Genomic DNA, 23,360 nt, shown 5'->3' with positions numbered 1-23,360 from the left:
TTGCGCGAGCGTATAGCTACTTGATGACGCCGATTACAACTACCGCCGAACTCCAGGCGTTCTGCGACAAGATCCAGGGCCAGCCCTTCGTCGCTGTGGACACGGAGTTCATGCGCGAAACCACATACTGGCCGAAGCTCTGCCTTATTCAGGCCGCAGCTCCCACCGCCGAGGCGGTTATAGACCCCCTGGCGGACGGTATCGACCTGGAACCGTTCCTGGCGATCCTGCGCGATCCGAAGATCGAAAAGGTCTTCCACGCCGCGCGCCAGGACGTTGAAATATTCAATAATCTCAATGCGATGCCGACGCCGTTGTTCGACACTCAGGTGGCGGGCATGGCGGCTGGGTTCGGCGAGCAGATCGCCTATGACGCCCTGGTCCGGCAGATGCTCAAGGTGGAGATCGACAAGTCGTCGCGCTTCACCGACTGGGCGCGCCGGCCGCTGACCGACGCCCAGCTGTCCTACGCCGTGGGCGATGTGACGCACCTGGCCGAGCTGTTTCCGCTGCTGCGGGCGCGGCTCGAAAAAGAAGGGCGCCTGGCCTGGGTCGTCGACGAGATGCAGGGTCTGACCGATCCGGCCATGTACGACGTCAGCCCGGAAAACGCCTGGAAGCGGCTGCGGCCGCGCCGGCACACGGCCAAGTACCTGGCGATCTTCAAGGCGGTGGCGGCGTGGCGTGAGCGCACGGCCCAATTGCGTGACCAACCGCGCGGCCGGATCCTGAAGGACGACGCGATCGACGAGATCGCCACGCAGGCTCCGACCGACGCTGATGGCCTGGACCGGCTGCGCTCCGTGCCTAAGGGCTTCTCCGGGTCGCGTTTCGGGCCCGACCTGCTGGCCGCCGTGCGCGAGGCGCTGAAAGATCCCGAGGCCTATGCTCCGGTGATCGAGAAGACCAAGCATCAGCCGTCGCCGGCCGCCGGCGCCGTGGTCGAGCTGCTCAAGGTGCTGCTGAAGGCGCGCTCGGAGGACGCCGGCGTGGCGTCCAAGCTGATCGCCACGGTCTCCGATCTCGAGCAGATCGCCAATGACGACAACGCCAAGACCCAGGCGCTGACCGGCTGGCGGCGCGAGGCGTTCGGTGAGGACGCACTGCGCCTGAAGCGCGGCGAACTGGCTCTGGTGCTCGACGGCGCACGCGTGCGGGTGGTCGAGGTGCGTCGAGCGCCCAAGGCCAAGGCGACCGAGGCCGCGGAGTAGCTCCCCGGGCGGGGAGCTTTCCGACTTCAACAAGCCACAGTCTCACGCCGCGCCGGCTTCTAGCCCGCCGCGACTGCGCTCGCTAACGGCTTGTTAAGGACGAAACTTCACCAAGCGGTAGAAGAACCAAGGTCATATTCCACCCGCATTTTCAGTGGGATGGCAGTTCGAGCGGGCATGGAGAGGCTCTGGATCTACAGCGCCTTGGCGCGTGCCTCGGCGATTGGCTACCGCGACAAGGCGATGGGCTTGGCCGTTGTGGCCGCAGCCTTTCCCTTTGCGGGCTGGTTGGCGCCGGGCGAGGGCTGGACACGGACCGCGACTATCCTGGCATGCCTGATGGGGTCGCTGGCGGCGATCATCTGCCTAGCGGGCCTGCTTCGTCCAATACGGTTGACGGCAAGGACCCTGCGAGCGGCCGCTCTGGGCGCGGATGAGGCTTTGAACCTTCCCGTTCACCACACAGACGAGGCCGGCCAGATGATGGCGGATCTCGCCGGGCTGCTCGGCCGTTTGGACGTCCAGCGCCACCGGCTCTCCAATCGCCATCCCGTTAGCGGTCTTCCGACCCGCGAGCCGTTCCTGGCCATGTTGGAAGCCGACGTGGCCGCGACAGACCGGGCCATCGTCCTGGGACTGGCTCGGTTCGCCGATTACGACCGCCTTGCGGCGTTCGACCAGGGCGCTGCCGATCAGGCCCTGAACGCCTTTGCGCGCCGCCTGGCGGGAGCGGTGAACGAGACCCATCTCATCGCCCAGGTAGACCGCGATTGTTTCGCGATCTGGTTCAAGCATGCCGCGGCTCCGCATGTCGCCGCCGGGGAGTTGCAGGCGCTCGGTTATGTGCTCGCCCAGGAACTCGGCGAGGCGCAGCTGTCCCCGGATGTCGATCTCGGCGCGGCGATCTTCCCGCACGACGGGAATGATCCAGCCACCCTGCTGACCCGCGCCTTCGCTGCCCTGCCCAAGGCCGGCGAGGCCTCCAACGGCAAGCTGTCGTTCTACTCGGCGCAATCCTCGGACGCGGCCAAGGAGCGGTTCTCGCTGGAGAAAGATCTGCGCCACGCGATCGAGCGCGAGCAGTTCATGCTGCACTATCAGCCCGTGGTCGACCTGGGCACGCGGAGGCTGGCGGGCGCGGAGGCGCTGCTTCGCTGGCGGCATCCGAAGCTGGGCCTGGTGTCGCCGGCCGAGTTCATTCCACTGCTGGAGCAAACCGGCCTGATCGACGAGGTCGGCGTCTGGGTTCTGAACACTGCTTGCCGACAGGCGCGCGCCTGGCAGGACGTAGGCCTGACCGAATTGAAGATGGCGGTGAACCTGTCGGCGCGGCAGTTCCGCGATCCGGCGTTGAAGACCACCATCGTGCGGACGCTGGAACGTCACCGCCTGGCGCCCGCGGCGCTGGAGGTTGAACTGACTGAGACCGCGGCCATGGAAGACGCCGCCCGCACGCGCCAGACGGTGGAGGACTTGCGTCAGATCGGGGTCAGCGTCGCGATCGACGATTTCGGAGCCGGCTACTCCAGCCTGTCCTACCTGAAGAACCTGCCGTTCTCGAAGCTGAAGATCGACCGGGAATTCGTGACCAAGGTGGATGAGCGGCGCGACAGCCAGGCGATCTGCCGGGCGCTGGTCGAACTGGCCAACGGGCTTGGCATCAAGGTGCTGGCCGAAGGGACCGAGACCCAGCGGGAGGTCGAGGCTCTGCGCGCCATGGGATGCGACATGTTCCAGGGGTATTTCTTCGGCAAGCCGATGTCGGGCGAGGATTTCGTGGCCAACGCCCGCGATCCGGCCTGGCTCGCCCTGCTGGCATCGCCGGCGCGTCGCGCACGGGCCGAGCTGAAGCGACGGGTGGCGGGATGAGGATCAAGGCGCTGGCTGCGGCCAGCTTGGCGCTCAGCCTGGCGGCCTGCGCCCAGACTGGCAATCAAGGCCCCGGAGTCACGTCCGCCCGCCCGGTCAAGGCGACGGAACCCGCGCCGCCGGTGTTCACGGCGACGCCCGGCCTGAGCGCGCGCGACCGCCAGCGCAAGGCCGTCGAGCTGCTGGGAACTGGACAGAGCGGCCAGGCCCGCGCCGAACTCGCCGCCGTGCTGGCCGAGCAGCCTGGGAACCTGGCGGCGCGGAAGCTGCTGGACCAGATCGACAAGGATCCCAAGGTCCTGCTGGGCGAGAAGAACTACCCCTACAAGGTTCGGGCAGGGGAAAGCATGTCGGTGCTGGCGGACCGGCTGCTCGGCGACTCCCTGATGTTCTATGGGCTGGCCCGTTACAACGGCATCGCCGACCCTTCGCAGATGGAGGTCGGCCGCACGCTGCTGATCCCGGGCGTCCCACGCAAGGTCGCGCCCGCCGCCGCCAAGGCGGTCGCCCCGCCCGCGCCCGTGCGCAATCCGGCCCGGGCCGCGCAGCTAAGGGGGCAGGCGCTTGAGCAGATGAATCGCGGGGCCATTCACCAATCAGTGGCGCTGCTGCAGCAGGCTCAGACGCTCGATCCCGGTAATCCCGCTATCCAGAAGGACCTCGAACGCGCCCAGCGGATCAAGGCCAGCGTCCAGGGACGTCCGTAACCAAACCCGGGAATTCCTCTTTAACTCTACGAGCTTAAGCTCGACCGGTGGCTCGTGGGGAGCGGGGGGACGGGTTAATGCTCGAGCTTGTTGGGCGCTACGAGATCCAGGCGCGGATCGGCGAAGGCGCGATGGCCGACGTCTACCGGGCCTATGATCCAAGCATCAACCGGGTCCTGGCCATCAAGGTCCTGAAATCCGAGTTCCGGCAGAACCGGCAGTATGCCGTGCGGTTCCTGCGCGAGGCCAAGGCGGCGGGCGTCCTGTCGCATCCGAATATTGTGACGATCTACGACGTCGGCGAGGTCGACGGCTATCCGTACATCGCCATGGAACTGCTCGACGGCGAGCCGCTGGACAAGGTCATCGCCCAGAACGGACGTGCAGCGGTCGGCGAAGTCCTGGCCATCGGCGCACAGCTAGGCGAGGCGCTGCGCTATGCGCACGGCGTTGGCGTGGTCCACCGCGACATCAAGCCCTCCAACATCATGCTGGCCGCCGACGGGCGGAGCATCAAGATCCTGGACTTCGGCATCGCCCGGGTCGCAGAGGCCGACAGCGACGCCGAGAGCCTGAAGACCCAGGTCGGTCAGGTGCTCGGAACGCCTCGCTACATGAGCCCGGAGCAGGCCCTGGGCGGTGAGATCGACGGCCGATCGGACCTCTTCTCGACCGGAGTTCTGCTCTATGAGCTGGTCACCGGTCAGCGCGCCTTCGTTGGGGCCAGCGCAGCGACCCTGGCGCTGCAGATAACCCAGCAGGATCCGCGGCCGATCGCCGAACTGGCGCCTGACTGCCCGCGCGGCCTGCAGTTCATCATCGACAAGCTGCTGGCCAAGAAGCCCGAGCGTCGGTTCGCGGACGGCGGACAACTGGCTGAAGCTCTCAAGCGCGAAGCCCGGACGCTGGAAGCCGAGGCTGAGGAGGCGCCGGCGCGCCAAGGTTACCTTCCACTCCCGGTGCGCCAGACGCTGATGATGGCCGGCGTCACCGCTGCAGCGCTGCTGGTCAGCGTCGGCCTGGTGCTGAACGGCCAAGGCAAGGCCATGGAGCGCATGGCGCTGTCCTCCGGCACGGCGATCGCCTCATTTGTGGCGTCAAACGCCGCCCTGACGGCGGCGGACAACGCGACCCTTCCGCCGGATCAACGGGATTGGGCTCCGGTCAGCGCCTTTGTCCGCGCCGCGGCGGAGGACCCCAACATCGGCCAGATCACCGTGGTCGACGCCGAAGGGCTGATCCGCGGGGCCAGCGACCTCAACCAGATCGGACAGATCTACGAGACGCCGCGCGGCGAGGCCTTGGTTCAGAAATCGGGGGGAACCACCGTCACCTCGACCAAGCTCGCCAAGGGCGGGCGCGGTTTCCGGTTTGTGCGGCCGATCCTCTATGCCGGCCGTTCATATGGGATGGTGGACGTGACCGTCAGCAAGGCTGAGCTGGAAGCGGCGGCCGGGCTCTCGCGCTGGCTGCTGGCCGCTCTTTGCCTAGTGACGCTCGGCGTGGTCGTGGCGGTCAGCTATGCCGGCGCGCGCCTGGTGGCGGCGCCGGTGAGGCGATTGAAGCAGGCCCTGGCGGACGCGGCGGACGGCAATCTCGACTTCCGCATCTCGCACACCCGCAAGGATGAGTTTGGCGACCTGTTCGACGGCTTCAACAGGTTGGCGGCCGCCGCTCAGGAGCGCCTGGAAAGCCGCCCGGCGGCCGAACCTTCGGCGCTGACGGAGCTGAAGATCGCCGCCGCGGCGGCCGAGCGGGCCGCGCAGGCGTTCGACCGAACGCAGCTTTTGTCGGAGGACGATACGGGGCGGACCGTGATCGTGGGGCGTCCATGAGCATGGCTGCCGTCATCGAGACGCCGGTGAAGGCGGTCACCCTGCGCCTGTTCGCCTTGAGCGACCCGTTCAAGCAGATTGATGCTCGCGAGCTCTCGTCTGGCGAACTGGTGATCGGCCGCGATCCGGAGGATGGGTGGAAGATTCCCGACCTGGAGCGCACGGTTTCGCGCGAGCACTGTGTGCTGACCCTCGATCAAGGGCGTCTGTCGTTGCGCGACACCAGCGCCAACGGGGTGTTCCTGGGGGCGCAGCGTGATCGGGTGCCGCCAGGCGAACCGGCGCCGATCGTTCCTGGGGACACGATCCGGCTGGGCGGTTTCATGATCGTGGTCGAGGCGCGTGAGCGCGCTCTGGACCAGGCGTTCGACGGCCCGTTTGCGGGGCCGATGCTTCAGGCGATGGCCATCGACGGGACGGCGGTGAGCGTCCCCAGCGGCTGGAGCGAGGCCGACGACGTCGTTTCATCACCGAGCGACGGGACGCTGCTGGAGGCCTTCTGCGCCGGCGCGCGGCTGGACGCCTCGGCGTTCGCCGGCGAGGACCCGGCCGAGGTGATGCGTCGCCTGGGCGCGGTCTACCAACAGATGGTGCTGGGCCTCGGAGACCTGATGAGCGAACGCACGACTCTCAAGGCCGAGTACCGCATGAGCCGGACCACGGTCTCGGCGGAGGGCAACAACCCGTTTAAGTGGGCGCCGCCCCAGCGGGTGGCTACGGACCTGCTGCGCCCGCGCGGTGAAGGCTTTCTGTCGGGGCCGTCCGCGGTAAAGGCCTCGTTCGAGGACATGAAGAAGCATTTGCTGTGCACCATGGCGGGGCTGCGCGCCGCCGTGAGCGCAAGCATGGAGTCTTTGGCCCCCAAGGAGGCCGAAGCGCGGCTGAACGGGCGTTCCATGGTCCTGAAGAACCGCGACGCCATGGCCTTTGCCGAGTACGCGAAGCTTCACGCCGAGTTCACGGCCCAGGCCAAGTCCGACCCCGAAAGCGCGGTCAATCGCGCTTTCCGAGCCGCCTATGAGCGCCAGTTGCTGGAACTGGACTCCATGAGCACCCAGGCATGAGCCGGGCCGCCGCCGCCATGCCCCGGGTTCGGTCATTCGAGTCGGCGGTGCGAACCGATGTGGGGCTGGTTCGGGATCTGAACGAGGATAGCCATCTGGTCCGCCCGGATATCGGGCTCTGGGTGGTCGCCGACGGCATGGGCGGGCATCAGGCCGGTGACACGGCGAGCCGCATGATCGTCGAGACGCTGGCCGCGATCGATGGCGAGGCGTCAGCTTATGGGCGTCGCGAGGCGGTGCGCGGACGGCTGGCGGAGGTGAATTCTCAGCTCGTCGAGCGGGCCGGGCGGCTGGCCGCCGGGGCGGTGATCGGCTCGACGGTAGCGGTGCTGGTGGTCCACGAGGACCACTACGCCTGCATCTGGGCCGGCGACAGCAGGGTCTATCTGCAGCGCGGCGGCGCGCTGATGCGGATCAGCCGCGATCACAGTCTGGCGCAGGAATTGATCGACGCTGGGGCTCTCTCAGAAGAGGACGCGCGCCATCGCAAGATCTCCAACGTGATCACCCGGGCGGTGGGCGCCGCGCCGACCCTGGAACTGGAAGAGACGCATGGGGAGATATTGCCTGGAGATCTGTTTCTGATCTGCTCGGACGGCCTGACTGGCCTGGTGCAAGATCACGAGTTGGGGCTGATCCTGGCCGGAACCGACCTCGAAGCCAGCGCCGATCGGCTATTGGCGTTGACCTTGGAGCGCGGGGCCAAGGACAACGTGACCCTGGTGCTGGTCCGCGCCCTCCGTTGAGCGGCCGCCAAACGTAGCTGTGGATAATCTGCAAGCCTTGCCGTGATTTGGGTAGGGCCAGTTTTCCCGTGATTTGCTCAGGGTTCTTCCACAGAACGCGGTTCCATGGCGCTTGCCAGAAATGCCGTTCGGAGCGAGCCTCAACTTGTCGAGAGGAAGCGCGGCGCGGCGGCCCGGGAGACCGGGACGAGAGGCGAGCGGAAGGCTCCAAGAGACGCGGCCGAGGGGTGACCCGGAGCGGCTTTTCGAAGGGGTCACGACGACGGACGCAGCCGGCCAGAGCATTCTCGCCCGCTACGAAGGTCGAAGACCTTGAGACCTCAGGCTTGCGGGCCTGGATGAGAAGGCGACGCCGTGGGCAACCATAGCGCCGCCTTCTTGCTATTTGGGCTCCGGCAGGGCCAGGGCCTGGCGCATGACCTGATAGATGGCCGGCTGGTCCATCAGTCCGTGCACGGCCTCCGACCCAGGCCCGCTCGCGTAGGCGGCGACATCCTCGCCAGTATGGGCGGCGCTACCGAGCGGAACGGCGGCGTAGGTGAGGTGGTCAGGATCGGCCATGTCCGCTGCGGTCGGCACCGGGCGGGGATCGCCGTTCATCGGAGCCCCAGGGCCCGTCGCATACATCAGGATCGGCATCGGCCGCCCGTCGAGCGCCTGGGCGGGATCGTCGTCATTGCCGGGCAGCACGCCGAGGATCGAGGTTCCCCGCCCGCCGCCGTTGATAGTCAGGCCATGGCTGTGGTCGGCGGTGACGATGATCAGCGTGTCCTTGGCGTCGGTCATGGCGGCCGCCTTGGCGATGGCCTTCGAGAACTCCACGGCCTCGTTCAGGGCGTCACCCGCCAGATTGATGTGATGGGCCTTGTCGATCAGGGCGCCTTCAACCATCAGGAAATAGCCGTGCTTGTTCTGCGATAGCAGCGCGATGGCCTTGCTGGTCATTTCAGCGAGCGTCGGGGCGTCGGTGTTGCTCGCGCGGCGAACGCTTTCCCGCATCATGTTGTTCGGGGCGAAGAGACCCAGCAGCCGCTTGGTCTCGCCAGGGACTGCGGAGAGCTCAGAACCGGTCGTGACATAGGCGCCGCCCGACTTGCGCCACTCGGCGGTCAGGTCGCGCCCGTCCATGCGTTTGCCGTTGTCGTCGCTGATGAAGTTGGCGAGGCCCCCGCCGAGCATCACGTCGAACTGCTCCGCTGCCGGGCGGTCCAGCATCTGGCGGGCGATGTCGACGCAGCCGGCCTCGACCGCTTCCGGCGGGAGATCGGCGTCGGCCTGCCAGCGCCGCGACGGCGTATGGGCGTAGAGCGCGGCGGGCGTGGCGTCGGTGATGGCGGCCGTCGAGACCACTCCGACGGCGAGCCCGGCCTGCTTCGCCGCTTCCGCCAGGGTGGGGACGGAGCGGCCCTTGGCCGATACGCAGTTTGCCAGGGCGATCCTGTCGTTGAGGCCCAGCGCGCCGTTGAGCGTGCGATAGCCGGTCAGCAGTGCTGAGGCGCCGGCCGCCGAGTCGGTCACCAGGCTGTCGGCGGAGTAGGTGCGGACCAGGGCCAGCTGAGGAAACGCCTCGAACGACAGGCGATTGGAGGCGCCGTCGATCCCGCGCTGCTGGCCGTCATAGATTCTGGCTGCGGTGAGGGTGGAGACGCCCATTCCATCGCCGATGAACAGGATGACGTTCTTCGCCCGCTCGGCGGCCGACGCAGGGCTCGCGTGCAGCGCCAGAGCGCTGAGCGCGCCCGCCAGGATCTTGCCGCCGATGCTCGTCAAGGTTCGCGTCCCCCGTATCCGTGGGCACGCTCATGGTCGTGATTGACTACAGGCGCGTGACGGCCAGGTGACGGCTCGATTGCATCTGCTACCCGACCTGCAGCTTCAGGCGAAGGGCCTGGGCCAGGGTCTGGGCCCGTTTGGCTGTCTGTTCACCGAGCAGCATGTCCGACCAGCCCTCCTGGGTGGACAGCAGCAGCCGGTCGCCTTCGATCGCCAGGCGGCAATGCGAGAGCAGGCCGGCGTTGCGGCCGGAAAGATCGCAGCCGAGCCGAATGGCGGAGCCGAGAGCGCGGGCGCGCTGGCGACGCTCGGCCGACAGCACCTTGGCGATCATGCCAGGGTCCGGAGGCGTCGGCGCCGAAGAGTGGCGAGCGAACGCAGCGCTGGCGAGGAAAGCCCGCTCTGGATGGTTCATGCCGGCGATCGGCGCCCGGAGAACCTGTTCGAAGGCCAGCTCTCCGCGGTGATCAGGGTGCAGGCGGGCGCCGAGGTCGGCCAGGCGACAGGCGGCGGCGATCAGCGTGGGCTCACGACTGCCGAACACCGCCGGAAGCTGGCCGAAAGCCGGGGCGAGCCAGGTTTGCAGCGCGACACCCAGGTCGGACGACAGCCCGCGTACGGCTGTCAGGGCCTCGCAGCCCTCGATCAGCGGATCGCGTGCGGCTTCCTCGGGCGGCATGGCCTCAAGCAGCAGGCCTTCGCGCAGGCCGTAGGCCGAGATCACGATCCGCTCGATGCCCAGCCGCTCGATCAGGGCGTCCAGCACGAGGGCTGAATAGGGAAGGGTGTCGAAGCGCTTCTTCGACAGGCCCTGCATCCGTTCCAGGCTGTTCTTCGATTGGCGGGCGACAAACCGGGCGACGTCGACGGCGTCCGAGCGGTTCATCTCATACTGGTGAGCCACGCGGAGCGGATAGTCGGCCATCTCCATGTGCAGCAGGGCGAGGTTGCGCCATGCCCCGCCGACGGCGTGGAACTCCCTTGACCGGAAGCCGAGGCCGGCGCCGTCAATGCGCTGGTCTATGACCTTGCGGACCTTGTCGACCTCCAGCGGCCGGGGCGCGCCGAGCGCGAAAGGCCCAAGCGGTAGCGTGGTCCCATCGCGCGGGGCGTCTGGGTCCAGGTGCACGAGTTCGAGGCTGGAGCCGCCGAGGTCGCCGACCACGCCGGCGGCGTCCGGTTGGCCGGCGATGACCCCGAGCGCGGCGTAGCGCGCCTCCTCTTGGCCGGAAAGGACGCGCAAGCGCAGGCCGGTCTCCATTTCCACCCGAGTCAGGAAGACTTGGCCGTCCGAAGCCTCGCGCACGGCGGCCGTGGCCACGGCGAAGATGTCGGCGCGGTTCCAGCCGCTCAGGGCGGAACGGTAGCGGCGCAGGGCGACCAGGGCGGTCTCGATCCCTTCGGGCGACAGCCGGCCGGTCGCGGGCAGGTCACGGCCGAGCCCGGCCAGGGCCTTTTCGTTGAAGACGGTCCAGATCGCGCGGCCTTCCAGCCGGTAGATCACCAGGCGCACGGAATTGGAGCCGACGTCGATGACGGCGGTCTGACGGGAGCCTGGGTCCTGAAACGCGCTCGGACCGGGTTCGCCTAACAGGACCCGGTTATCCGCGCGGGGCCACATGATCGATTGCGCGCGGCATGTCCTTCACCTTCTCTCCCCGGCCCGACAGGCTGGGATTGGTCATGAAGTACTCGTGCGCGGAGAAGGCGCCCGGATGATCCCATGACGGGTCCCGGGTATAGCGGCCGTCCGCATCGAGCGTCCAGCTTTGCGCTTCATCCTTCAGGTTGGCGACCATGATCTGTTGCAGGACCTGCTGGTGAACCGTGGGGTTCTCCACCGGAGTCAGGCACTCGACCCGGCGGTCGAGGTTGCGCGGCATCCAGTCGGCCGAGGAGATGAACACGCGGTTCTCTGCCGACGGCATCGCCGCGCCGTTGGCGAAGGCGACGATGCGGGCGTGCTCAAGGAAGCGACCGACGATCGACTTCACGCGGATGTTCTCCGACAGGCCGGGCACGCCTGGCCGCAGGCAGCAGATCCCGCGGATCACCAGGTCGATGACCACGCCGGCCTGGCTGGCCTCGTAGAGCGCATCGATGATGACCGGATCGACGAGCGAGTTGAGCTTGGCCCAGATGCCGGCCGGCTTGCCCTCTCGGGCGGCCTGCACCTCGCGCATGATGAAGGTCAGCAAGTCGGCCTTCATGGTCAGCGGCGACGGCGACAGCTTTTCCAGGTGTTCGGGCCGGGCGTAGCCCGTGATGAAGTTGAACACCTTGGCCGAGTCCCGGCCGAGCGCCGGATCGCAGGTGAACAGCGACAGGTCCGTATAGATGCGCGCGGTGACCGGGTGATAGTTGCCGGTCCCGAAGTGGCAGTAGGTGCGAAGCTGGTCGCCCTCCTTGCGGACCACTATCGAGAGCTTGGCGTGGGTCTTGTACTCGACGAAGCCGAAGACGACGTGGACGCCGGCGCGCTCGAGATCGCGCGCCCACTTGAGGTTGGCTTCCTCGTCGAAGCGGGCCTTGATCTCGACCAGGGCGGTGACGTTCTTGCCGTTCTCGGCGGCTTCGATGAGCGCAGCGACAATCGGGCTGTCGGACGAGGTCCGGTAGAGGGTCTGCTTGATCGCCAGGACGTTGGGGTCGCGTGCGGCCTGGCGGATGAATTGAACCACGACGTCGAAGCTCTCGAACGGGTGGTGGACCAGGATGTCCTTGGCGCGGATCGCGGCGAAGCAATCGCCGCCGTGGTCGCGGATGCGTTCGGGAAAGCGGGCCTCGAACGGCTTGAACTTCAGATCCGGGCGATTTGACGGGATCAGTTGCGAGAGCTCGTCTAGACCGAGCAGGCCGTCGATGAGGATGATGTCCTCTTCCTTGGCGTGCAGGTTCTCGACGATGAAGGCGCGCAGGTCCTGCGGCATGGCCGCTTCGATCTCAACGCGGACGACGGAACCGAGGCGGCGCTGCTTAAGCCGCTCTTCGAAGTCGCGGACTAGGTCCTCGGCCTCTTCTTCCATTTCCACGTCGCTGTCGCGGATGAGGCGGATGACGCCCAGCGATTCGACCTCGCTGTCCGGGAACAGGTGGTCGAGGAAGAGGGCGGTGAGGCTCTCCAGGCTGATGAAGCGGCGCTCCGGACGCTTGCGGCGGCTGGGCGGGGTAGGGAGCTCCCAGAACCGGGCGACCTGGGCCGGGATCGGCACCAGCGCATAGAGGAGGCGGCCGTCCGACACCCGCTTCAGCTTCAGAACGATCGAGAAGGCGAGGTTGGGGATGAACGGGAACGGGTGGGCCGGGTCGATAGCCAGCGGCGTCAGCACCGGGAAGACCCGGGACAGGAAGACCTCTTCCATGGCCTGGCGTTCGGCAGGCAGGACCTGGTCGGAGGTGACGACTGAGATGCCTTCGTCGGCCAGTTCCTCGCGCAGCAGCCGCCACTCAGCTTGCTGGTCGGCCATCAGATTGGCGGCCTCGGCGTTGACGCGCAGCAGCTGCTCGACCGCGGTCAGGCCGTCCTGGCTGACCACGCGGACGCCTTCGCGGGCCTGCGCCTTCAGGCCGGCCACGCGGACCATGTAGAATTCGTCGAGGTTGTTGGCCGAAATCGAGAGGAACCGCAGGCGCTCCAGCAGTGGATGGCGCGGGTTCTTGCTCTCGTCGAGCACGCGTTCGTTGAAGGCGAGCCACGACAGTTCGCGATTGAAGAAGCGATCCGGGGAGGCGGCCAGCTCGGAGTCGTAGGCGAGCGGCTGGGCGTCGGCGGGCCGCGGAAGGGGGGCGGCGTAGGTCATGGACTGCACATCGTTCGGCATGCGGCGGTTCTGAACCACCCATTTAACGCCTGCAAGTCATCACTCGAAAAGGTCAAGATTCTCCATATCATCTTCAAGAATCTGTCGCGCAAGCGTGCGGGATATCGGGCGTTGTTCATCATCGGCGGCTTCGTCCAGCCGCTTGACGATCTCTCGCGCGTAGGGGATCGACCTTTCCATGCGACGTAGCAGGTAAGGGAAAACCTCCTTGGGCGGGCGAATGCTCCGCTCGCGGAAGAATTTCTTTAGAACGCCCTCCAACACCTCATCGTCCGGTTCCTCGATCTCGGCGAGGAAGAGGGCGTTGAGACGCGAGCGCAGGTCCGGCAGCTCGGCGGGCCATGCGGCCGGCGCTTCGCGCGCGGTGAGCAACAGCCCAACGCCGTCGCGGCCGGCGATGTTGATCAGATGGAACAGCGCCTCATCATCTACGCCCTGGTCCACGTCTTCGATCAGCACCGGCCGGCTGGCCGCCGCCACGATGTCAGGCGCGGTCCTGTCGAGGACGATGGCGCCGGTGCGCGCCGCCCATTCGCGGGCCAGATGAGTCTTGCCCACCCCTTCAGGGCCGAACAGCGCCAGGGCATGTCCGGGCCAAGCGGGCCACCCGTCCAGCGCGGCGACCGCCTGGACGTTGGAAGGCCCGGTCACGAAGTCCTCCCGAGCGAAGGAAACCGGACGCCTGAGCTTCAGGCGTAGTTGCCGCGTCATGCGCCGGGTCCAAGAGACTGAAACACGAGCTGTGTTTACCAAACCGGGTTCCGCGGGTCGACGCATCCAGGGGTGCGGCCTGGGGATGATTCGTCAAAATCGCGGGAGAAACACCGGTCGCAAGGCGAATCCCCGGTGGGCTCTCAGGTCTGGGCCTGAGGGGAGGAACCCTGCAGGCGAGGCATGGTCCCCGGACCCAGTTTCACCGAGGCCGCACCATGTCCGACGACCTGCCGCGCACGATCCTGCCGATCCCCGACAAGAAGTACGTGGGTCTGACCACCTACGACGCCAAGGACCCGGACACCCACTATCCGCCGATCAAGGCGCTGCGGCCGCCGAAGGACGCGCCGAACGTGGTGATCTTCCTGGTCGACGACGCGGGGTTTGGATCCTCGTCGGTATTCGGCGGGCCGTGCCACACCCCGAACTTCGAGAAGCTTGCGGCGGGCGGCCTGAAGTACAGCCGCTTCCACACGACGGCGCTCTGCTCGCCGACCCGGCAGGCCCTGCTGACCGGGCGCCACCACCACTCGGTCGGGATGGGCGCGATCACCGAAATGGGAACCTCGGCTCCGGGCAACAGCGGGGTGCGGCCGAAGGAGAAGGCGGCTCTGGCCGAGATCCTGAAGCTGAACGGCTTCTCCACCGCCCAGTTCGGCAAGTGCCACGAAGTGCCGCTCTGGGAAGTCACCCCGATGGGGCCGTTCAACCAGTGGCCGACCGGCTCGGGCTTCGAGCACTTCTACGGCTTCGTCGGCGGCGAGGCGAACCAGTACTATCCGGGCCTCTACGAAGGCACCAAGGCGGTCGAGCCGCCGAAAACCCCGGAGGAGGGCTACACCCTCAACGAGGACCTAGCCGACCGCGCGATCACCTGGGTCCGCCAGCAGAAGGCGCTGATGCCGGACAAGCCCTTCTTCATGTACTACGCCCCCGGCGCCACCCACGCCCCGCACCATGTGCCCAAGGAATGGTCCGACAAGTACAAGGGCAAGTTCGACGCCGGCTGGGACAAGCTGCGCGAAGAGACCATCGAGCGGCAGAAGCAGCTCGGAGTGGTGCCCAAGGACGCTGTTCTGACCGCGCGGCACGACGAGATCCCGGCCTGGGACGAGATGTCCGCCGAGCTGAAGCCGGTGCTCGCCAAGCAGATGGAGATCTATGCCGGCTTCATGGAGCAGACCGACCATGAGATCGGCCGGGTGATCGACGCGATCAACGACCTGGGCATCATGGACGACACGCTGATCTACCTGATCATCGGCGACAACGGCGCTTCGGCTGAGGGCACGATCAACGGCTGCTTCAACGAGATGTGCACGCTGAACGGCATGCCTGACATCGAGACCACGGAGTTCCTGCTCGGCAAGATCGACAAATTCGGCACGCCGGAAGCCTACAACCACTATGCCGTCGGCTGGGCGCATGCGCTCTGCGCGCCCTACCAGTGGACCAAGCAGATCGCCTCGCATTGGGGCGGCACGCGCAACGGCACGATCGTCCACTGGCCGAGAGTCATCAAGGCCAAGGGCGAGATCCGCGACCAGTTCCACCACGTCATCGACGTCGCCAAAACGATCATCGAGGCCTGCAACCTGCCAGAGCCCGCCATCGTCAACAGCATCGCTCAGGCGCCGTTCGAGGGCGTCAGCATGCTGCCGACCTTCACCGACAAGAAGGCCGCGGAAACCCACACGGTCCAGTACTTCGAGATGATGGGAAACCGCGGCATCTATCATAAGGGTTGGACGGCCTGTACTCGGCACAGGACGCCCTGGAAGGCCGACACTCCGCCGCCCTTCGACGAGGATGTCTGGGAGCTGTACGGCCCAGACGACTGGACCCAGTCGAACAACCTGGCCGCCAAGGAGCCGAAGAAGCTGGCCGAGCTTCAGCGTCTCTGGCTGATCGAGGCGACCAAATACAATGTCGTGCCGCTGGACGATCGCGGGTTCGAGCGGGTCAATCCGGACATCGCCGGGCGGCCGCAGGTGATCACCGGCAACAGCCAGCTGCTGTTCCAGGGAATGCGGGTCGCCGAAGCCTGCATCCTGACATTGAAGAACAAATCGCACGCGGTGACCGCGCAACTCACGATCCCGGCGTCCGGAGCCGAGGGCGTGATCGTCACCCAAGGCGGCCTGGCTGGCGGTTGGACGCTCTACGCCAAGGATGGAAAGCTGAAGTACTGCTACAACTTCTTCGGCATCGAGTATTTCATCATCGGCTCCGACACCGCCATTCCCGCTGGCGACCATCAGGTGCGGATGGAGTTCAAATATGACGGCGGCGGCCTGGCCAAGGGGGGCGACGTCACGCTGTTCTTCGACGGCAAGCCGGTCGGCAAGGGGCGCGTCGATAGAACCCAGCCCATGGGTTATTCGGCCGACGAGGCTTGCGACGTGGGCGCCGACACTGGCTCACCGGCCTCGCCGGAGTACGGCGTCACCGGCAACAGCTTTGCCGGCAAGATCCATTGGGTGCAGATCGACATCGGCGATGACGATCAGAGCCATCTGATCACCCCCGAGCAACGCCTCAAATTGGCGATGGCCAGACAGTAGTCGCTGCGCGGCTACCCACGAGACGATCGCTCGGACGGCCGCCCGGTCAGTACGGCCTTAGGGACGGATGGGGCCGCGATCGCGGGCCGACATCAGCGACCAGCCTTCGGGACGCAGCAACTCGATCGGCGAGAATCGGACCTTGTAGTCCATCTTCTCGGAGCCGCGGACCCAGTAGCCCAGATAGACGTAGGGGATCTCGGTCAGGCAGGCCTGGACGACGTGGTCGAGGATCACGAACGAGCCGAGGCTGCGGCGCGGCATGGTCGGGTCGTAGAAGGAATAGACCAGCGACAGGCCGTCATTCATCAGGTCGACCAGGGCGCAGGCGATGAGGTCGCCGGGGCCGCCGTCCTTCGAGCGCAGCCGGTATTCGATGATGTGGGTGCGGACCGCGGTGTCCTCGACCATGGCGACGTAGTCAGGCCAGGTCATCTCGGCCATGCCGCCGTCGGCGTGGCGGGTCACCAGATAGCGGCGAAGCAGGTCGAACTGCTCCATGGTCGCCTCAGCCTCGACCAAGTGGCGCTCGAGGTCCTCGTTGCGGGCCAGCACGCGGCGCTCGGAGCGGGAGAAGGCGTAGTCCTTGGCGGGAATGCGGGCCGAGACGCAGGCCGAGCAGCTTTCGCAGGCCGGGCGATAGGCGATGTTCTGGGAACGCCGGAAGCCGACCTGGGTCAGGCTGTCATTGACGCTGGCCCCGTCGGACAGCGGCAAATGGGCAAAGACCTTCCGCTCGTGCCGGTCAGGCAGATATGGGCACGGACTGGGCGCCGTCAGGAAGAACCTGAGCTGTCGCGTCGGAAAGTGCTGCGTCACGTACGGCTCTCAAAACGATGCGCCTGATGGGATTAGGCGTCATGGGAGGCTCAGGCGCAAGCTCCCATGTATCAGAGCTGTAAACTCCTCATTGCAGACCATGATCCGGCGGCAGGACGGGGGCTTCGCGCAGCAGCACGATGGCGATGCGGCGGTTGCCCGGCATGGTCGGATCGTCGGGATAGAGCGGTTCGGAATTGGCCTTCCCGGAGACCTGGTAGACCCGGTCGGGATCGACCCCGGCCGATTGCAGGACCCGGCGCGAAGCGTCGGCGCGACCGGCCGAGAGTTGCCAGTCGCCGTCGGCCTTGGAGCCGTTGGCCGACACGCTGGTGTGGCCGGAGATGCTGACCCGGTTGGGCAGTTGGTTGATGACCTTGGCCACGGCGCGCAGCAGCAGCTTGGCGCGATCGTTGGGTTCGGTGCGGCCGGTGGCGAACATCGAGCGGCCTTCCTGGTCGACCAGCTGGATGCGCAGGCCCTCGGGCGTGACGTCGATCAGGATGTTCTTCGACAGCTCGGCCAGTTCGGGCATGTCCTGCAGCGCCTGACGAAGCGACTGGGCGGCCGAGGCGAAGGCGGCCTGTTCCCGCTGGAGTACGGCTTCGCGGAGGGCTTCGGTCGAAGCATCGCGGGCCATTTCCTTGGCCGCGTCGGTTTCGCTGCCGTCGTTGGGGTGGCGCGATTCCGGAGCCATCTCCTCGATGACCGACTGCGAGCCGGCGGCCATGCCGCCGTCCTCGCCCAGCGCCGTGCCGCCGAGAATGCCGCCGGAGCCGGAGGTGCTTTCGGAAACGCTGGCCGGGGCGAAATAGTCGGCGATGCCGCGCTTCTGTTCCGGGCTCGTGGTGTTGATCAGCCACATCAGAAGGAAGAAGGCCATCATCGCGGTCACGAAGTCCGCGTAGGCGACTTTCCAGGCGCCGCCATGGTGGGCGTGCCCTTGGGCCTTCTTGACCTTCTTGATCAGGATAGGCGCTTCGCCCATTGCCATGTTCAAACCCCGGTAGCCCCGATTCTTGCGCAAGATGCGGGGGCCCCCGTTAAGATGGCGTTGAGCGTAAGAAGGATCAGTCGATGAAAGTCGCTTTCGTGGGCCTGGGCGTGATGGGCTTTCCCATGGCCGGCCACCTGGCCAAGGCCGGGCATGAGGTCGCCGTGTTCAACCGCAGCCCCGAGAAGGCGCAGCGCTGGGCCGCGACCCACGGCGGCCGAGCGGGGGCGACGATCGCCGAGGCCGCGGAAGGCGCCGAGATCGTCTTCCTGTGTGTCGGCAATGACGACGACGTCCGCGGCGTGGTCGGGGAGGCGCTGCCGGTCATGGCGGCGAGCGGGATCATCGTCGACCACACCACCACCTCGGCCAAGGTCGCCCTGGAGATGGCGCAGCTGGCGCAGGCCGGCGGCCGGTTCTTCGTCGATGCGCCGGTGTCGGGAGGTCAGGCGGGGGCCGAGAACGGCCAGCTGACCGTGATGTGCGGCGGTGATCCCGCGGCCTTCGCTCGCGCCGAGCCGGTGATCGACGCCTTCGCCAAGGCCACGCGGCTGATGGGCGGACCGGGAGCGGGGCAACTGACCAAGATGGTCAACCAGATCTGCATCGCCGGGGTGGTCCAGGGCCTGGCCGAGGGCATGCATTTCGCCAAGCGCGCGGGGCTCGACCCGCTGGAGGTGGCCGCGGCGATCTCCAAGGGGGCGGCGCAGTCCTGGCAGATGGACAATCGATGGGGGACGATGGCCGAGAACCGCTTCGACTTCGGCTTCGCCGTCGACTGGATGCGCAAGGATCTGGGGCTGGTGCTCGACGAGGCCGCGGCCAACGGCGCCAAGCTCGACATGACCGCCCTGGTCGACGGCTACTATGCAGAGGTCCAGGGGCTGGGCGGCAATCGCTGGGACACGTCCAGCCTGGTGGCGCGGCTGGAGAAGTAGTTCGAATTTCCTTCCCTTCTGGGGGAGGTGGATCGCCGTAAGGCTGTGAGACGGAGGGGGCCTGCTGAGTCAGCAATCCCCCTCAGTCAGCCATTGGCTGACAGCCCTCCAGCCGGGGACCAATTGGCTCACAGCCGCGGCAGAACCTGGCGCTCCAGCAGCGGCGCCAGGCGCACGCTGGGCGGCGACTTGGGCTCGATCCAGAGCAGTTCCTCGATCTCGGCCTGAGGCAGCACGTCGCCGGCCATTTCGGTCAGGTAGATCGCGCCGTAGACCCGGGTGTCGGGCTCGTTGGCGGCGGGGGCGTCGTATGTGCCCAGGTGGCTGGCGCTGACCAGATCGCAGCCCAGTTCCTCGCCCAGCTCGCGCGACAGGGTGTCGATATCGGCCTCGCCGGGGTTGCGCTTGCCGCCGGGCAGCATGAAGGCGGTCGTGCCGCGCTTACGCACGGTCAGCACCCGGCCGCCCTGGTCGCGGATGACGCCGGCGACGATCTCGACGGCCTTCACGCCCCCAGCATCCGCGCGGCGCGCGGAGCGAAGTAGCTGATGATCCCGTCGGCGTCGGCGCGCTTGAAGGCGCCCAGGCTCTCGAGGATGGCCCGTTCCTCGTCGATCCAGCCGTTCTGGGCGGCGGCCATGATCATCGCGTACTCGCCCGAGACCTGGAACGCGAAGGTCGGCATTTCGAACTCGCGCACTACGCGGCTGACGATGTCGAGATACGGCATGCCCGGCTTGACCATGACCATGTCGGCGCCCTCGGCGATGTCGAGGGCCACTTCGCGTAGCGCTTCTTCGGTGTTGGCCGGGTCCATCTGGTAGGTCTTCTTGTCGGCCGGGGCGCCGGACGTGCCGAGCTTTCCCGAGCCGATGGCGTCGCGATAGGGGCCGTAGAAAGCAGAGGCGAACTTGGCCGCGTAGGACATGATCATCACGTCCTGCAGGCCCTCGGCCTCCAGGGCCGAGCGCAGAATCCCGCAGCGGCCGTCCATCATGTCGGACGGGGCGAGAATGTCGCAGCCGGCCTTGGCCTGGACCAGCGCCTGCTCGACCAGCCGCTCGATGGTGGCGTCGTTGGCGATCTTGCCGTTCTCGATGACGCCGTCGTGGCCGTGGTCGGTGAAGGGGTCGAGCGCGACGTCGCACATGATGCCGACCTCGGGGGCGGCGTCCTTCATGGCCTTGACCACCGTGGCGATTAGGCCGTTCGGATCGGCCGCCTGGGAGCCGAGGGCGTCCTTCTTGGCGCCGTCGATGTAGGGGAAGATGGCGATGGCCGGGATGCCCAAATTGCGGGCCTCGACGGCGGCCTTGGCGCAATCCTTGACCGACAGGCGCGAGACGCCTGGCATCGACGCGACCGGAACCTCGCCCTCGCCCTCGTGAACCACCATCGACCAGATCAGGTCGGCAGGGGTGAGGACGCTTTCTCGAACCAGGCGACGGACCCAATCGGCCTGGCGAAGGCGACGGAGACGAAGGGCGGGGTAGGCGGCGAGAGGGGGCAGGCTCATGAGGCTCGGCTCTGGCCCATCCCCCGCGCCGACGCAAGCTTGATGAAACCCAGGGCGGGCGCGAACACCAGCCAGAGGCCTCCGATGGCGGTAAACAGCGCCGTGGCGGCGATCAGGGCGATCATGGTTCGGTCGACCGTGACGTCGGAGAGGTCGATGCGGACCCGGTCGGGGGTGTTCCAGCCTTCGATCCGGGTGACCTGGAACAGTTCGCCGGCCACGCCGATGATCGCGCCAAGGAAGCAGAGGCCCGCCGCTAGGGCGATGACGAAGGCGACCCAGAAGATTCGGATCTGATAGGCGTAGTGCGAGGCAATCGGGGGCGGGGCCTCGTCCTTCTGCGAATAGGCGATGATGGCGGCGATCAGGGCCGGAACGCCGGCGAAGAAAATCGCAGCGAACAGCAAGGCGTAGTTGATGTAGGCGAGGTTCCGGGAGGAGTCCCCGGCGCGCCCCCCGACCGCTTGAACAGCCATTCAAAGACCCTGAGAAAAGCGCGCCCCCCGGCGCCCCGTCGTTGACAGGTTGCTCCAGCGGAGCGACTTGCTCAAGTCAGCCTCTCAAAACCGGGTTCGAGCGAATGGATTTCTCCCTCTCCGACGATCAGCGCGCAATACAAGACGCGGCAAGAGCCTTCGCGGAGGCGGAACTTGCCCCAAAGTCTGCGCAGTGGGATGAGGACAAACACTTCCCGACAGACGTGCTGCGCAAGGCGGCCGAGCTGGGCTTTGCGGGAATATACATCGGGGAGGATGTCGGCGGCTCGGCCCTGACCCGGCTGGACGCTTCGATCGTGTTCGAAGCGCTGAGCTATGGCGACGTCTCGGTGGCGGCCTACCTGACGATCCACAACATGGCCTCGTGGATGATCGACCGGTTCGGGGCCGACGAGCTGCGCAGGAAGTACCTGCCGCGGCTGACCACCATGGAGCTGATCGCCAGCTACTGCCTGACCGAGCCGGGCTCGGGCTCGGACGCCGCGGCGCTGCGGACCACGGCGGTGCTGGACGGCGACCACTACGTGTTGAACGGCTCCAAGGCGTTCATCTCCGGCGGCGGGGTCTCGGACCTCTATGTTGTGATGGCGAGAACTGGAGAGGCCGGCGCCAAGGGCGTCTCGGCCATCGTCGTGGAAAACGGTGCGCCGGGTCTGTCGTTCGGGGCGCAGGAGAAGAAGATGGGCTGGAACGCCCAGCCGACCGCCCAGGTGAACTTCGACAATGTCCGCGTGCCGGTCGAAAATCGGATCGGCGGGGAGGGCGAGGGCTTCCGCTTTGCGATGATGGGGCTCGACGGCGGGCGGCTGAACATCGCCTCCTGCTCGCTGGGCGGAGCGGCCTTCGCGCTGGAGACGGCCCAGGCCTACATGAGCGAGCGCAAGCAGTTCGGGAAGCAGCTGGCCGAGTTCCAGGCTCTGCAATTCAAGATCGCCGACATGGCCACCGAACTGGAGGCGGCGCGCCTGATGGTGCGGCGGGCGGCGAATGCGCTCGACAACCGCGACCCGCAGGCCACCAAATACTGCGCGATGGCCAAGCGGTTCGCTACTGACGCCGGCTTCGAAGTCGCCAATCAGGCGCTGCAACTGCACGGCGGCTATGGCTATCTGAAGGACTATCCGCTGGAGCGGGTGGTGCGTGACCTACGCGTCCACCAGATCCTCGAGGGCACCAACGAAATCATGCGGGTGATCATCGCCCGGGAGATGTTCCGGCAATGAGCATGCAAGACGTCCTGACCCGCATCGAGGGCCGCGTCGGCCGGATCACGCTGAACCGGCCGCAGGCGCTGCACGCCCTGACCCAGCCGATGTGCCAGACGATGACCGAGGCCCTGCTGGCCTGGCGCGACGACCCGGCCGTGGCGCTGGTGCTGTTCGACCACGGCGGCGAACGCGGCTTCTGCGCCGGCGGCGATATCCGCATGCTGGCCGAGAGCGGGGCCGGGGACGGCAAGGCGGCGCGGGAGTTCTTCTTTGTTGAATACCGGCTGAACCACCTGCTGTTCGAATATCCGAAGCCGGTGGTGGTCATCATGGACGGCGTCACCATGGGCGGGGGCGTCGGCCTGGCCATGCCGGCTCAGTATCGGGTGGCGACCGAGCGGACGACCTTCGCCATGCCTGAGACCGGAATCGGGCTCTTTCCCGACGTCGGCGGCGGTTGGTTCCTGCCGCGCATGCCCGGCCACATCGGCGTCTGGCTGGCGCTGACCGGCGCGCGGATCAAAGCCGCCGACTGCGAGCTGACGGGTCTGGCCACCGACTTCGTCGAGAGCGCCAAGATCCCGGAGCTCAAGGCGGCGATCATCGCCGACCCGGCCGCCCTCGACGGCGTTCTGACCGAGTACGAGGGCGACGCCGGCAGACCACCCCTGGCCCAGCACCAGGACGAGATCGAGAAGATTTTCGGGGCCGACACCCTGGAGGAGATCATCGCCCGACTGGAGGCGGCTGGGACTGAGTGGGCCGCCGAACAGCTGAAGGTGATGGCGACCAAGTCGCCGCAGACCATGAAGGTCGCCCTGCGCCAGCTGCGGCTCGGCGGGAAGATGGAATCCTTCGCCGAAAACATGGCGATGGAATACCGGATCGGCGCCCGCGTCGTGCAGCGTCACGACTTCATCGAGGGCGTGCGCGCCGTGATCGTCGAGAAGGATCACGCCCCGAAGTGGAACCCGCCAACCCCTGCAGGCGTGACCGAGACCATGCTGGACGGGATTTTTGCTCCGCTTCCTTCCACGGAGGAGTGGACGCCCCTACCTTGAGCGATAACTGACGAGCCGTCGCG

The 23,360-nt window shown here is 66.9% G+C and carries 19 protein-coding genes; 10 read left to right on the top strand and 9 right to left on the bottom strand.

Going from position 1 to position 23,360, the window contains the following annotated elements; genetic code table 11:
• The first annotated feature begins 23 nt into the window (after positions 1 to 23).
• The 6 genes from rnd to AC1DQJ_RS04825 all read left to right on the top strand — a co-directional run bounded on the left by rnd (position 24) and on the right by AC1DQJ_RS04825 (position 7,432).
• Complete coding sequence (gene rnd / locus AC1DQJ_RS04850) at positions 24 to 1,211, top strand: ribonuclease D (protein WP_477600806.1); 1,188 nt, start codon at positions 24 to 26, stop codon at positions 1,209 to 1,211.
• Between the two features lie 177 nt (positions 1,212 to 1,388).
• Entirely contained in the window at positions 1,389 to 3,080 is a 1,692-nt protein-coding gene (locus AC1DQJ_RS04845; protein ID WP_477600804.1) for a putative bifunctional diguanylate cyclase/phosphodiesterase, read from the top strand.
• Positions 3,077 to 3,787: a LysM peptidoglycan-binding domain-containing protein gene (locus AC1DQJ_RS04840; protein ID WP_477600802.1), complete on the top strand. Its 711-nt coding sequence runs from the start codon at positions 3,077 to 3,079 to the stop codon at positions 3,785 to 3,787. Before AC1DQJ_RS04845 ends, AC1DQJ_RS04840 begins: the two co-directional genes overlap by 4 nt.
• 77 nt (positions 3,788 to 3,864) lie before the next feature.
• Complete coding sequence (locus tag AC1DQJ_RS04835) at positions 3,865 to 5,622, top strand: protein kinase domain-containing protein (protein WP_477600800.1); 1,758 nt, start codon at positions 3,865 to 3,867, stop codon at positions 5,620 to 5,622.
• Positions 5,619 to 6,686, top strand: coding sequence for a type VI secretion system-associated FHA domain protein TagH (tagH, locus tag AC1DQJ_RS04830; RefSeq protein WP_477600798.1), 1,068 nt, complete (start codon positions 5,619 to 5,621; stop codon positions 6,684 to 6,686). Before AC1DQJ_RS04835 ends, tagH begins: the two co-directional genes overlap by 4 nt.
• A complete protein-coding gene (locus AC1DQJ_RS04825; RefSeq protein WP_477600796.1) occupies positions 6,683 to 7,432 on the top strand; it encodes a PP2C family protein-serine/threonine phosphatase in 750 nt (249 codons plus the stop codon). Before tagH ends, AC1DQJ_RS04825 begins: the two co-directional genes overlap by 4 nt.
• 381 nt (positions 7,433 to 7,813) lie before the next feature.
• Here the strand turns inward: AC1DQJ_RS04825 and AC1DQJ_RS04820 are convergent, their stop codons facing one another.
• From AC1DQJ_RS04820 to AC1DQJ_RS04805, 4 genes are all read right to left on the bottom strand, one after another.
• Positions 7,814 to 9,202, bottom strand: coding sequence for an alkaline phosphatase (locus tag AC1DQJ_RS04820; RefSeq protein WP_477600794.1), 1,389 nt, complete (start codon positions 9,200 to 9,202; stop codon positions 7,814 to 7,816).
• A gap of 88 nt (positions 9,203 to 9,290) precedes the next feature.
• Entirely contained in the window at positions 9,291 to 10,826 is a 1,536-nt protein-coding gene (locus AC1DQJ_RS04815) for a Ppx/GppA phosphatase family protein (RefSeq protein WP_477600793.1), read from the bottom strand.
• Complete coding sequence (locus AC1DQJ_RS04810) at positions 10,807 to 13,026, bottom strand: RNA degradosome polyphosphate kinase (RefSeq protein ID WP_477600791.1); 2,220 nt, start codon at positions 13,024 to 13,026, stop codon at positions 10,807 to 10,809. Before AC1DQJ_RS04810 ends, AC1DQJ_RS04815 begins: the two co-directional genes overlap by 20 nt.
• Positions 13,027 to 13,065: 39 nt before the next feature.
• Positions 13,066 to 13,737, bottom strand: a complete 672-nt coding sequence (locus tag AC1DQJ_RS04805) for a P-loop NTPase family protein (RefSeq protein ID WP_477600789.1) — start codon at positions 13,735 to 13,737, stop codon at positions 13,066 to 13,068.
• A 218-nt stretch (positions 13,738 to 13,955) separates the two neighbouring features.
• Here AC1DQJ_RS04805 and AC1DQJ_RS04800 point away from each other — a divergent pair, with 218 nt between their 5' ends.
• On the top strand, positions 13,956 to 16,304 hold the full coding sequence (locus tag AC1DQJ_RS04800) for an arylsulfatase (RefSeq protein WP_477600787.1): 2,349 nt from the start codon (positions 13,956 to 13,958) through the stop codon (positions 16,302 to 16,304).
• Positions 16,305 to 16,361: 57 nt separating this feature from the next.
• Here the strand turns inward: AC1DQJ_RS04800 and AC1DQJ_RS04795 are convergent, their stop codons facing one another.
• The gene (locus AC1DQJ_RS04795) at positions 16,362 to 17,123 is read right to left on the bottom strand and encodes an arginyltransferase (protein ID WP_477600785.1); all 762 of its coding nucleotides are present in this window, start codon (positions 17,121 to 17,123) and stop codon (positions 16,362 to 16,364) included.
• Between the two features lie 88 nt (positions 17,124 to 17,211).
• Complete coding sequence (locus AC1DQJ_RS04790) at positions 17,212 to 18,117, bottom strand: flagellar motor protein MotB (RefSeq protein ID WP_477600783.1); 906 nt, start codon at positions 18,115 to 18,117, stop codon at positions 17,212 to 17,214.
• Positions 18,118 to 18,200: 83 nt separating this feature from the next.
• Between AC1DQJ_RS04790 and AC1DQJ_RS04785 the strand changes: the two genes are divergently transcribed.
• Positions 18,201 to 19,055, top strand: a complete 855-nt coding sequence (locus AC1DQJ_RS04785) for an NAD(P)-dependent oxidoreductase (RefSeq protein WP_477600781.1) — start codon at positions 18,201 to 18,203, stop codon at positions 19,053 to 19,055.
• Positions 19,056 to 19,183: 128 nt separating this feature from the next.
• Here the strand turns inward: AC1DQJ_RS04785 and AC1DQJ_RS04780 are convergent, their stop codons facing one another.
• The 3 genes from AC1DQJ_RS04780 to AC1DQJ_RS04770 are packed head-to-tail and all read right to left on the bottom strand — an operon-like array spanning position 19,184 to position 21,047.
• Positions 19,184 to 19,564: an NUDIX hydrolase gene (locus AC1DQJ_RS04780; RefSeq protein ID WP_477600779.1), complete on the bottom strand. Its 381-nt coding sequence runs from the start codon at positions 19,562 to 19,564 to the stop codon at positions 19,184 to 19,186.
• Positions 19,561 to 20,571, bottom strand: a complete 1,011-nt coding sequence (hemB, locus tag AC1DQJ_RS04775; RefSeq protein WP_477600777.1) for a porphobilinogen synthase — start codon at positions 20,569 to 20,571, stop codon at positions 19,561 to 19,563. The genes AC1DQJ_RS04780 and hemB overlap by 4 nt, the downstream gene beginning before the upstream one ends.
• Positions 20,568 to 21,047, bottom strand: a complete 480-nt coding sequence (locus AC1DQJ_RS04770; RefSeq protein WP_477600775.1) for a hypothetical protein — start codon at positions 21,045 to 21,047, stop codon at positions 20,568 to 20,570. The genes hemB and AC1DQJ_RS04770 overlap by 4 nt, the downstream gene beginning before the upstream one ends.
• Before the next feature lie 104 nt (positions 21,048 to 21,151).
• On the opposite strand from AC1DQJ_RS04770, the gene AC1DQJ_RS04765 reads away from it, so the two are divergent.
• Together AC1DQJ_RS04765 and AC1DQJ_RS04760 are read left to right on the top strand one after the other, a co-directional pair.
• Positions 21,152 to 22,291, top strand: coding sequence for an isobutyryl-CoA dehydrogenase (locus AC1DQJ_RS04765; RefSeq protein ID WP_477600773.1), 1,140 nt, complete (start codon positions 21,152 to 21,154; stop codon positions 22,289 to 22,291).
• Positions 22,288 to 23,337 carry an enoyl-CoA hydratase/isomerase family protein gene (locus tag AC1DQJ_RS04760; RefSeq protein ID WP_477600771.1) on the top strand — a complete coding sequence of 350 codons (1,050 nt, stop codon included), beginning with the start codon at positions 22,288 to 22,290 and terminating at the stop codon, positions 23,335 to 23,337. Before AC1DQJ_RS04765 ends, AC1DQJ_RS04760 begins: the two co-directional genes overlap by 4 nt.
• Positions 23,338 to 23,360: the final 23 nt, after the last annotated feature.

Source organism: Phenylobacterium sp. P4_E10 (genome assembly GCF_056401675.1).
This window is presented reverse-complemented; position numbering and strand designations above follow the sequence as displayed.